This is a genomic window from Anoxybacillus sp. FSL W8-0382, from assembly GCF_038003845.1.
GTDB lineage: Bacteria > Bacillota > Bacilli > Bacillales > Anoxybacillaceae > Anoxybacillus > Anoxybacillus flavithermus_G.
The window spans coordinates 2,732,721-2,744,613 of sequence record NZ_JBBOPX010000001.1 but is presented as its reverse complement, the minus strand read 5'-3'; the positions used below and the strand labels follow the sequence as shown (position 1 = coordinate 2,744,613).

Below are 11,893 nucleotides of genomic sequence, written 5' to 3'. Positions count from 1 at the left end.
AAAGTGTTGGAGTGAATTAGATGAGGTTTAGCGTTCTAGCAAGTGGTAGCACAGGAAATGCCTTTTATGTAGAAACGGAACGTGAACGATTGCTTGTTGATGCTGGATTAAGCGGGAAACAATTAGAACAACTATTTGCCGACATTGATCGTCATATTGAAGATATAACCGGTGTTTTAGTAACGCATGAACATAGCGACCATATTAAAGGACTAGGTGTGATCGCCCGTAAGTATTGCCTCCCGATTTATGCGAATGAAAAAACGTGGAGAGCGATGGAAAGTCTTATTGGTGATATCCCATCTGAACAAAAATTTATTTTTCCGACAGGTTCTGTTCGTACGTTCGGAGATTTGGATGTGGAATCGTTCGGTGTGTCTCACGATGCTGCAGAGCCGATGTTTTATGTGTTTCATTATGAAGGAAAAAAGTTAGCTCTCATTACAGATACAGGATATGTGAGTGAACGCGTGAAAGGTGTCATTCGGCATGCCGATGTATTTGTATTTGAAAGTAACCATGATGTAGAAATGTTACGTATGGGAAAATATCCTTGGAACATTAAACGGCGTATTTTAAGCGATGTTGGACATGTATCGAATGAAGACGCAGGTCTCGCTCTAGCAGATGTCATTGGTGACAAAACAAAGCGCATTTATTTAGCGCATTTAAGCCAAGATAACAATATGAAAGAATTAGCACGCATGACGGTCGCTCAGACGCTTGAAAGAAAAGGGATCATTGTAGGGGAATCTTTTCAACTGTACGATACAGATCCGGCTCGTCCAACGGAGCTTATTTCTGTATAAATTTCATCGTTTTTTCACCAATATATTGTATGTATATCATTAGATTAGGTAGTTAGGAAAAAAGAGTATTATAATGAAAAAGGGAGCAACATGTTATAAAGAAAGGATGGGTGAAAGATGGGTTATTATGATGATCATTATGAACATATTCGTCAAAAACAAAAAGGAAATCGTAGAGGAACGTTCTTAGCAGGTTTTGTTGGAGCTGTATTAGGTGGAATGCTTGTTATCGTTGCCGTTCCTTCTTTAGTGAAATGGGATGTCTTGCCTTATGAGCTCGAACAAACGGAAGAAAAACAAGTGACTGTAACAGAGCAACCAAAAGTAGATAAAAGTGTAGCTGTCGATGTTGTGACTCAAGTAACAAAAGCGGTGAATAGAGTATCGGATGCTGTTGTTGGCATTGTCAATATTCAAGAGGCGAGCTTTTGGTCGGAAGGTGGAGAAGCAGGAACTGGTTCGGGGGTCATTTATAAAAAAGAAGGAAATAAGGCATATATCGTAACGAACCATCACGTTATTGAAGGTGCAAGTCGTGTGGAAGTAAGTTTAAGCGACGGAGCAAAAGTACAAGCGCGCCTGCTTGGAAGCGATGTGTGGACGGATTTAGCTGTATTAGAAATCGATGCGAAACATGTCACAAACGTAGCCGAATTTGGCAACTCCGACGTCGTAAAAGTAGGAGAACCGGTCATTGCGGTCGGAAACCCACTTGGCTTGCAATTTGCAGGTTCTGTGACACAAGGAATTATTTCTGGCGTAAATCGTACAATCCCAATTGATATTGATCAAGACGGTATTCCGGATTGGCATGCAGAAGTACTACAAACAGACGCTGCCATTAACCCAGGAAACAGTGGGGGCGCACTCGTAAATATCGAAGGTCAAGTCATTGGAATCAACTCGATGAAAATTGCCCAAGAAGCTGTGGAAGGAATCGGATTATCGATACCGATTAACTATGCCAAACCAATTATTGCGGATTTAGAGAAGTTTGGGCAAGTTCGCCGTCCGTATATGGGCGTAGAATTGCGCTCGTTAAGTGATATTCCAGCCTATCATTGGCAACAGACGCTTCATTTGCCTCCTAACGTCACGGAAGGAGTAGCTATTTTACAAGTCGAACCGGGATCACCAGCTGCCCAAGCTGGTTTGCGTGAATTTGATGTCATTGTGGCATTAGATGACGAAAAAATTGCCGATGTGATCGCGTTAAGAAAGCATTTATATAATCGCAAACAAATTGGCGATACGATGAAAGTAACATTTTACCGTGATGGCAAAAAGAAAACAGTCACATTGAAATTAGCAAAACATTCGTTATAATGAAACGTCAGGGAATTCCCTGTCGTTTCATTCATGAATAAGGAGTGATGCATTGTGTGGAAATGTTGTGAACAACATGTTGAACTCGCTATTGATATGTATGTGGATGAAAAACAACAAGCACCTGAAATATCAACAATTTCTGTGGATAAAAAAGAAGAAATATGCGATTTTTGTGAACAACGCGCTGTATATATAGTAGGGAACTAATGTTTCTACACAATATGTGGATTCGTGTTGTGGATATGTGGATAAAACTTGTGGATATTATGTTTGTAAAGTGGGGATCACTTGTGAATATATACATTATTGCCGTGGGTAAGTTAAAAGAGAAATATTTAAAACAAGGCATCGAAGAGTATATGAAGCGCTTATCAACATATGCGAAAATGGACATCGTTGAAGTAGCTGATGAAAAAGCGCCAGAACAGTTAAGCGAACAACAAATGGAGCTCGTCAAAAAGAAAGAAGGCGAGCGTATTTTAGCAAAAGTTACGGATGACATGCATGTGATCGCCTTAGCGATTGAAGGAAAAATGATGTCTTCTGAGCAGTTCGCTCAAACGCTTGATCGGTTAGCGACATATGGAAAAAGCAAAATTGCTTTTGTCATCGGTGGGTCGCTCGGCTTAAGCGATGACGTCATGAAACGGGCAAACGAATCGCTTTCGTTTTCAAAAATGACCTTTCCACATCAACTCATGCGTCTTATTTTAACCGAGCAAATTTACCGCGCATTCCGTATCAATCGCGGAGAACCGTATCACAAGTAAAATAAGCGGCCGAATCCAGCCGCTTATTTTACCCCTTTCATAAAGCTTTCAATTTTTGGTGAGATGATGAAAAGAATGAGGCTAAAGACGATGGCGATTCCACCGATCGTTCCGAAATAAGCCATTTCTGTTTCTGGTGTATAAAACTTTACGATTTGCGCGTTAATCGCTTGAGCGGCTGCGCTTGATAAAAACCATAAGCTCATCGTTTGAGCTGAAAATGCCGCTGGAGCGAGCTTTGTCGTTGCCGATAAGCCGACCGGTGATAAACATAGCTCACCAAACACAACGATTAAGTAGCTTAGCACGAGCCAAAGAGGGCTCACTAATGAGTCGTTTCCACCGAGATAAGCCGGCAATAAAATGACGACAAACGATAACCCAGCAAACAATAAAGCTAAAGAAAATTTCTTTGGAATGGATGGTTGTTTATCTCCTAGCTTCACCCATAGCCAAGCGAAAATCGGCGCAAACGTAATAACAAACAACGGATTCAACGATTGGAACCAAGCTGGTGAAAGATCGATACCAGCAAAATGTAACTGCGTTCGTTTATCTGCATACGTTGCTAAAATAGTGGAACCTTGTTCTTGAATCGACCAAAACATCGCTGATGCGATGAATAACGGGATATAAGCAATAATGCGTGAACGTTCCACATCTGTCGTTTTCGGACTACGATACATTACGACGAAATAAATCGTTGGAATGACGATACCGAAAATGCCAACGAGTGAGACGAACAAATCGATCGTTAATATATTCATTGATGAGCCGATGAAAACGAGTAAAGCGATGATCGCTGCGCCAATTGCTCCCCATGTGAACACTTTTTTCTTTTCATCTGCAGATAATGGGTTTGGTACATGCGTTCCCGCAAGACCGAGATTTTTCTTTTTCGTTGCGACAAATACGAGAAGTCCGAAAAACATTCCGATCGCGGCAATCCCAAAACCGAGATGGAAATTATATTTCATGCCAACCGTTCCGACAACGAGCGGAGCTAAAAAGGCACCGAGGTTAATCCCCATGTAGAAAATGCTAAACCCCGCATCGCGACGGTGGTCCCCTTCAGCATATAAATCTCCAACGACGCTTGAAACGTTTGGTTTAAGCAATCCTGTCCCAAGAACGATTAACACCATCGAAACAAAAAACATTGTCACACTTCCCGGAACAGCTAGAGCAATGTGGCCGAGCATAATTAAAATGCCCCCGTAAAACACAGCTTTTGCCGTTCCAAACAATCGGTCAGCAACCCATCCGCCAATGATTCCTGACATATAAACGAGAGAACCGTAAATCGACATAATTGCCAGAGCAGTCGTTTGATCCAGCCCTAAACCGCCCTTTGATACTTCATAGTACATGTAAAACACGAGAATGGCGCGCATGCCATAGTAGGAGAAGCGCTCCCAAAACTCCGTAAAAAATAATGTAAAAAGTCCTTTTGGGTGGCCGAAAAAACCGCGTTGGGGAACGCTCTCGATCATGCGTTGTCTGCTTTGTGACATAACGAAACCCCTTCCATTTTTGAAAATAATAACTTTTATTTTCTGTATTTTCTATATGAAGCCAATCCTTAGTAATAAAAAGGCTTCACAAATAATGATTTTAAAACAATATACAGATTAAGTAAATAAAAAATTCTAAAATAATATAAGAGGATAGCTTTTCGCCATCCTCTTATTTGCGATGCATTTTAAACTGTAAAAACAATTCATTGTAATACGCAAGCGTGCTTTTACCGGGGTTTTCATATACTTCAAGCTTATCAGCAAGCTGTTCACTTGGATAAAAACGTTCGTCTTCAACGATCTCTTTCGGCAAGTATTCAAGCGCTTTTTTATTTGGTGTCGAGTAGCCGACGTATTCGGCATTTTGGGCAGCGTTTTTCGGGTCAAGCATAAAGTTAATAAATTGATGAGCACCTTCAATGTTTTTCGCTGTCTTTGGAATGACCATATTATCAAACCATAAATTTGTTCCTTCTTTTGGGATCACATAATCAAGCCGTTCGTTTTCCCACATGATTTCTGCCGCATCTCCCGACCAAACAATGCCGATGGCTGCCTCTTCATTTGCAAGAAGCATTTTAATTTCGTCACCAACGATCGCTTTTACGTTTGGCGTTAGCTTATCGAGTTTTTGTTTTGCTTGTTGTAAATGAGCCCTGTTCGTATCGTTCAGGGAATAATGCAAACTATTTAACGCCATGCCCATAATTTCGCGTGCGCCATCGATGAGCAAAACTTGATTTTTAAACGATGGATCCCATAAATCGTTCCAACTTGTAATTTCTTTTCCACCAAGTAGTGCGCGGTTATAGACGATGCCGAATGTTCCCCAAAAGTAAGGAATGGAATGTTCATTGCCCGGATCGAATGACAAGTTCAAAAAACGTTCATCAATATAGCGTAAGTTTGGGATTTTCGAATGATCGATCGGCAACAATAACCCTTCCTCTTTCATTTTGCTGATGGCGTATTCTGACGGCACAGCGACATCAAATGTCGCGCCACCTTGGGAAATTTTTGTCATCATTGCCTCGTTCGAATCAAACGTTTGGTAAATGACTTTTAATCCGGTTTCTTTTTCAAATTTTTTAATGAGCGCAGGATCAATATAATCGCCCCAGTTATAAATCGTTAACGTATTATTTCCGCCGTACCCTTCAGATGATTCGATCATTTTTGTCGCATAAAGCAAACTAAAAGAGGCGAGCCAAACAAGCACAAAAAGCGACAGTAATTTTTTCATTTTTTCCCCCCCTTAACGCTAGCACGTTGTGTCATTATGTAATACACAACGACGAGGAAAAGCGTAAATAAGAAAAGAAGGGTAGATAAAGCGTTAACTGATAACGAAATCCCTTGACGCGCACGTGAATAAATTTCAACAGACAACGTCGAAAAGCCATTGCCCGTCACGAAAAACGTGACCGCAAAGTCATCAAACGAGTACGTGAGCGCCATGAAAAAGCCGGCAAAAATGCCTGGTGTAATGTATGGGAGGACGACTTTCGTTAAGACGTTCCATTCGTTTGCCCCTAAATCGCGTGCTGCATCGATCAACGTCGGGCTCATTTCCTGCAGCTTTGGCAACACCATTAACACGACAATCGGAATGCTGAAAGCGATATGAGACAATAAGACAGACGTAAATCCGAGCTGAATGCCCGCAATCGTAAATAAGATCAGGAACGATGCCCCGATAATGACGTCAGGGCTGACGATTAAAACGTTATTTAGCGTAAGCAACGTTTGCTTCCAGCGATGTTTTGCATAATAAATGGCGATCGCTCCTAAAACGCCAATGATTGTCGCAAGCGATGACGATAATAAGGCAATAATAATCGTATGCAAAACGATAATAAGCAAGCGTGTATCAGCAAACACTTCCTTATACCAGTCAAGCGTAAACGATTCAAAATGATGCATCGTTCCGCCGCTGTTGAACGAGTAGTAAATTAAATAAAATATGGGCATGTATAACACGAAAAACACAAACGCTAAATAGAGGCGAGAAACTTTCATTGTCTCACCCCCCATTTTTTATTTCCTGTTAAAGCCATGATGCCGGCCATGGCAATCATTAAAAAGACAGCGATTGTCGCACCCATTCCCCAGTTTTGCGTCACGAGAAAATGCTGCTCGACAGCGGTGCCGAGCGTAATGACGCGGTTTCCAGCGATTAATCGCGTCAACATAAAGAGCGAGAGCGACGGAATGAACACTGCTTGACAGCCTGCTTTCACGCCATCAAGCGTAAGCGGAAAAATGACGCGACGAAATGTCGTCCATTCGCTTGCTCCTAAGTCGCGCGCTGCATCGATCAAAGAAGGGTTTAATTTTTCAAGCGCATTAAAAATCGGCAAAATCATAAATGGGATAAAAATATAAACAGATACAAAAACAAAACTAAAGTCCGTAAACAATAGTTGTTTCGTTCCAATTCCAATCGCTTCAAATAGTGCATTGACTGCCCCATACGTGCCAAACAAACCGAGAAAGGCGTATGCCTTCAACAATAAATTGACCCATGTCGGTAAAATAATAAGCAATAACCATAGCTGCTTATGCTTCGTTTTCGTTAACAAATAGGCAGTCGGATAAGCGATAAGAAGTGAGCATGCTGTAATTAAAAATGCATACCAAAACGAATTTAATGTCATTCGTAAATAAACTGGCGTAAAAAAAGTTTGATAATTGACGAGCGAGAAATGTCCTTCGATATCGAAGAACGAATAGTACACAATAAGAATAATCGGCGCAATGACGAACAAACCGATCCATAACCAATACGGGATGGCATAAGCGTAGCGGCGCATGTTATTCCCCCCCGCTTCTTTTCATAACATGGATAGCTTCTGGCTCAAAATGGAGGCCGATTTCTTCCCCGATTTCTGCCTTTTTCGTCGAGTGAACGAGCCACTCGTTACCATATGCATCATAACAACAAAGCTCATAATGTACACCGCGAAATAAAACAGAATCAACACGCACGCGCAACTTGCCGCGTTCAGCGGTTGTTAATTCTAAGTCTTCAGGGCGAATGACAATATCGACTCGTTCATTTTTCGCAAACCCGCGATCGACGCACGTAAATTGTTGATTCGCAAACTCTACAACGAAGTCATCAATCATCGTCCCGACAATGATGTTTGACTCCCCGATAAAATCAGCGACAAAGCGATTGACGGGCTCATCGTAAATGTCTTTTGGCGTGCCGCGTTGTTCAATTTTTCCTTTGTTTAACACGAAAATTTCATCAGACATCGCAAGCGCTTCTTCTTGATCGTGAGTAACGAAAATAAACGTAATACCGAGCCTCCGCTGCAATTCACGCAACTCATATTGCATCTCTGTTCGAAGCTTTAAATCGAGCGCAGAAAGCGGTTCATCTAGCAACAGTACGTCCGGTTCGTTGACGATGGCGCGAGCGATGGCGACGCGCTGCCGTTGTCCCCCTGACATTTCATGAATCGCGCGTTGCTCGTATCCTTCTAAGTTGACGAAACGAAGCGCTTCTTTTACTTTTCGTTCAATGTCTGCCTCCGGTATTTTTTTAATACGTAAGCCAAAAGCGACGTTTTCAAATACGTTTAAGTGAGGAAAAAGTGCGTAATCTTGAAACACCGTATTCACTCGTCGTTTATTTGAAGGCACGTGGTTTATCCGTTGGCCATGAAAATAAATATCGCCTTTTGTCGGTTCGATAAAACCAGCAATTAAGCGGAGAATGGTCGTTTTTCCGCAGCCGGACGGACCGAGAAGCGTATAAAATTTCCCGCGCTCGATGTCAAAACTAACATCATCAAGCACAGGGAGATCATCATCGTATTGTTTTGTGACATGGTTAAAGCGAATGATGACGCGATCGTCCATTTTGTTTTTCCCACCTCATTTATCCATTTTTTAAGTCCATTATGAACGATCATTTTATATTCAGCAACATTTTATTGAAGCGCGTGCGTATAAGACAAAACCGATCGGATCCACCTCATATGTTTGTAATTTTTTACGACCGATTCGAGCTGTTTTTGTATTTCCTTTGCGAGCAATTTTTCAACTTTCTCCTTTCATTATACATCCCCTTCAATCCGCTGGAGCGGTTCGATGGCAGGTCCTTCTAAAACTTTTCCGGTAAAACAAAAGCGAGAGCCATGACATGGGCAATCCCAAGAGTGTTCACTGTTGTTCCATTCAAGCTCGCACCCCATATGTGTACAAGTCGTGTCGACGACATAAAGCGTACCTTGTTCGTCGCGGTATGCACCTGCCCGTTTTCCGTCTACATTGACTACAGCTCCTTCTCCTGGCGATATGTCGCGAGGGGTACGAAGGGCGTATTCAAGCTTTCCGGTTAAGAAATGTTTAGCGACATCGATTCCTTCTGTCACGAAGTTTTGAAGCGATGGATGAGCGATAAATCGTGACGGCGTAAATAGATGGGCATAGCTGTTCTCTTTTTGCAACGTTAAATCGGTTAAAAGGTGGGCTGCGACAGTGCCTGTCGTCATTCCCCACTTTCGATATCCTGTCGCGACAAGCACGTTTGGATAACTAGCACGGACAGGGCCGATGTAAGGAAGATGATCTAACGTTACTAAGTCTTGTGCTGACCAACGATATAATACATTTGATAATCCAAACGTGTGGTTACAAAATGACTGTAATGCTTCGTAATGTTGCATCATGTTTGTTCCTTGTCCGACTTTATGCGACTCGCCTCCAATCAAGAGAAGCGGTCTGTTGTTCAGCACGGCAGATCGAAGCGAGCGCTTTGGCTCATTTGCGCTTAAATACATGCCTTGCAATCGTTCATGCGACTCGACTGCAATAACGTATGACCGTTCGGCATGTAAACGAGCAAAATAAAAAGAAGGATCAAAAAATGGAAAGTGAGTACAAATGACAACGGTGTCACAAGTGATCGTTGCTCCATTTTTCGTTTGTACAACCGGTCTTGTCGATGTCTCAATATGTTGTGCAACGGTTTGTTCATAAAAAGATGCCCCATGTTTGACAGCGAGTTCCACTAATGTTTTTAAATAATGGAGCGGATGGAATTGCGTTTGGTTGCGCATCATGATTGCACCTTGAACGGAAAAAGGAAGCGACAGTTGGTCGACATATGCTCCGTCAATGCCGATCGTTTCATACGCTTTCCACTCTGCTTCGAGCGCATGTAATTTTGTTTCTTCTGTCGTATACACGCATGCGTCTTCAATCGACAAGTCGCAACGAATGTCGTTTTCTTTCACTATGTGTATAATCTCGTGCAAAGCTTTTTCATTTGCTTCGTAATATTTCCGAGCGTTCTCTTCCCCGACATGTGAAATAAGTTCGTGGTAAATAAGATCGTGCTGGGCAGTAATTTTTGCCGTCGTATGCCCTGTTGTGCCGTTACATAGCCGGTCTGCTTCGATGACAGCGACACGCACGCCTTGTTTAGCGAGCAAATAAGCGGTTGTAATACCTGTTATTCCTCCACCAATAATTGCTACATCCGTTTTAATCGGCTTTGTCAAAGGCGGAAAGGATGGTATTGTTGTTGTTTGTAGCCAATACGATTGAGACAACCTTGGTAAAGACATGAGTTTGTTCCTCCATATCCATGTTTTTCTTAATTTTCCCCAAATCGAAAAGTTTATGATGAACATTTGTAAAGATGATAAAATGGAAATAGACGAGTATAGAAATGTTTTTACAACATAACGTAAGAGGGAGAGTTAAAGTGAATAAAGATGCAAGTGTTCGTTTACAAGATAACATCGTATTAGAGCATTACGGACTGAATGAACTGCATTTAGAGTCTGTCCGCCATTATCGCGAGCAGTTTGCGAAAGTAAAGCCAAACCACCCATGGAACGGTTTAGAAACGAAAGATTTTTTATATAAGATTGGAGCATGGGGAAAAATACGAAACACAAGCAAAGAGGGTCTCACACTCGCAGGACTTCTTATGTTTAGCGAAGAGCGAATGATTACAGAAGTTTTACCACAATATTTTTTAGAATATCGCGAATATGATGACGATATGCTTTGGTCAAATCGTTTCACATCCCAAGACGGAACGTGGTCGGGAAATATTTACGATTTTTATTTTAAAGTAATGAACGAGCTAAAAGATGGATCAGAAGCTGAAAAAGAAGCTATGCATGAGGCGCTCGTTAATGCGATTGTTCATGCCGATTACAACGGTGATGGGGGCATTATTGTCGAACGGCAACGCTCATATGTGCAATTTTCTAATCCCGGGCTTTTCGGTATTCCTTTAGAACAAGCATTTAGCGGCGGTGTTAGCCATTTGCGTAATCCGAATGTGTTTAAAATGTTTATTTACATTCATTTTTGCAAACGAGCTGGAGTCGGTTTGAAAACGATCGAAACGATTTGCTTGCAACAACCTGTCATTGATCAATACGATTTCCAGGAGCGGACGGTCATAACATTACCAATCGTGTCCTTTCCAGAAAGACATAAACAAGACGATGATCTAGAGATGATATGTGATTGGTCAGACAATCTAGAGCTAGCCGACTCCATAAATAACGACGAAAACTCCTATAATAGCGACGAAAACTCCATAAATAGTGAGTTAGAGTCCATAAATAAAGAGTTAGAGTCCGTAAACAAAGAATCTAACTGCGTAAATAGCGGACCTAACTCCGTAATTAGCGAAAATAACTCCTGTAATAGCGACCAAAACTCTATAAATAATCTAACCAACTCCGTAAATAATGAAGAAGAAACGAATATCGATCAAGAGCTCTGGAGTATTGCTGAGATTGCGCGTAAGAAAAAAAGGCTTGCACCGGCAAAGATGGAAGAAGTCATTTTGCAACTATGTGCCCATCGGCCATTAATGTTAAAAGAATTAGCTTATTTATTAGATCGAACGCCAGACGGGCTGCGCAACAATTATTTAGGAAAGTTATTAGCGGAAGGGAAAATGCGTTTGAAGTATCCAGAACAACTGAATCACCCGAGACAGGCATATATAACGAATAAGTAATATTCATGATTTGTTCAATGTTTCACAATCTAAAAATAAAAAATCATGTTACAATGATGGTAACAACAGAAAAGTTGAGGTGACGGCTGATGCTTATATGTGAATGGAGAGACTTTTCGACAGATGCAGAAACATATACATTGGGATTATTCGAAAAGATGATTGGCGATGAATTTGAAGCGATGATGTTTGAAGATGATCAAGATATTCCTTCTTATATATGGACGGTTAACTACGTCGTGATCGTTAAACGGAATACGCGTATGTACAACGATATTTCGTTTACGAAGATTCCACGCAATCCCGTATGTGAATAGCTGCTTCTTTTCCAAGAAGCAGTTTTCTTACAAAATACATTTGCTCAATATTTCACAAAGTTGACACACACAAACAAAACCTAATTCATTAAAATAAAAATGTGAAAACAATCACATTTTTATTTTCAACTAATTTGTGAATCTTTTC

Annotated in this window: 12 protein-coding genes; 6 read left to right on the top strand and 6 right to left on the bottom strand. The window is 41.3% G+C overall.

Annotated features, from left to right (window positions below; all coding sequences use genetic code 11):
• The first annotated feature begins 20 nt into the window (after window positions 1-20).
• From NSS60_RS14510 to rlmH, 4 genes are all read left to right on the top strand, one after another.
• Window positions 21-809 (top strand): MBL fold metallo-hydrolase, encoded by a 789-nt coding sequence (locus NSS60_RS14510; protein WP_004893210.1) that lies wholly within the window; start codon window positions 21-23, stop codon window positions 807-809.
• Between the two features lie 117 nt (window positions 810-926).
• The gene (locus NSS60_RS14505; protein ID WP_004893207.1) at window positions 927-2,135 is read left to right on the top strand and encodes a S1C family serine protease; all 1,209 of its coding nucleotides are present in this window, start codon (window positions 927-929) and stop codon (window positions 2,133-2,135) included.
• A gap of 54 nt (window positions 2,136-2,189) precedes the next feature.
• A complete protein-coding gene (locus NSS60_RS14500; protein ID WP_004893206.1) occupies window positions 2,190-2,345 on the top strand; it encodes a CxxH/CxxC protein in 156 nt (51 codons plus the stop codon).
• Between the two features lie 83 nt (window positions 2,346-2,428).
• Complete coding sequence (rlmH, locus tag NSS60_RS14495; RefSeq protein WP_192949113.1) at window positions 2,429-2,908, top strand: 23S rRNA (pseudouridine(1915)-N(3))-methyltransferase RlmH; 480 nt, start codon at window positions 2,429-2,431, stop codon at window positions 2,906-2,908.
• 23 nt (window positions 2,909-2,931) lie between these two features.
• Here rlmH and NSS60_RS14490 read toward each other — a convergent pair whose 3' ends face one another.
• From NSS60_RS14490 to NSS60_RS14465, 6 genes are all read right to left on the bottom strand, one after another.
• The gene (locus NSS60_RS14490; protein WP_004893204.1) at window positions 2,932-4,422 is read right to left on the bottom strand and encodes a peptide MFS transporter; all 1,491 of its coding nucleotides are present in this window, start codon (window positions 4,420-4,422) and stop codon (window positions 2,932-2,934) included.
• Between the two features lie 172 nt (window positions 4,423-4,594).
• A complete protein-coding gene (locus tag NSS60_RS14485; protein ID WP_004893202.1) occupies window positions 4,595-5,668 on the bottom strand; it encodes an ABC transporter substrate-binding protein in 1,074 nt (357 codons plus the stop codon).
• Complete coding sequence (locus NSS60_RS14480) at window positions 5,665-6,444, bottom strand: ABC transporter permease (RefSeq protein WP_230456238.1); 780 nt, start codon at window positions 6,442-6,444, stop codon at window positions 5,665-5,667. The genes NSS60_RS14485 and NSS60_RS14480 overlap by 4 nt, the downstream gene beginning before the upstream one ends.
• Entirely contained in the window at window positions 6,441-7,238 is a 798-nt protein-coding gene (locus NSS60_RS14475; RefSeq protein WP_004893200.1) for an ABC transporter permease, read from the bottom strand. Before NSS60_RS14475 ends, NSS60_RS14480 begins: the two co-directional genes overlap by 4 nt.
• Window position 7,239: 1 nt before the next feature.
• Window positions 7,240-8,295, bottom strand: coding sequence for an ABC transporter ATP-binding protein (locus tag NSS60_RS14470; RefSeq protein ID WP_004893199.1), 1,056 nt, complete (start codon window positions 8,293-8,295; stop codon window positions 7,240-7,242).
• 197 nt (window positions 8,296-8,492) lie between these two features.
• Window positions 8,493-10,007, bottom strand: coding sequence for an FAD-dependent oxidoreductase (locus NSS60_RS14465; protein WP_004893198.1), 1,515 nt, complete (start codon window positions 10,005-10,007; stop codon window positions 8,493-8,495).
• Window positions 10,008-10,147: 140 nt separating this feature from the next.
• On the opposite strand from NSS60_RS14465, the gene NSS60_RS14460 reads away from it, so the two are divergent.
• Entirely contained in the window at window positions 10,148-11,428 is a 1,281-nt protein-coding gene (locus NSS60_RS14460; protein ID WP_035019043.1) for a transcriptional regulator, read from the top strand.
• 89 nt (window positions 11,429-11,517) lie between these two features.
• On the top strand, window positions 11,518-11,745 hold the full coding sequence (locus NSS60_RS14455) for a hypothetical protein (RefSeq protein ID WP_004893192.1): 228 nt from the start codon (window positions 11,518-11,520) through the stop codon (window positions 11,743-11,745).
• Window positions 11,746-11,893 lie beyond the last annotated feature (148 nt).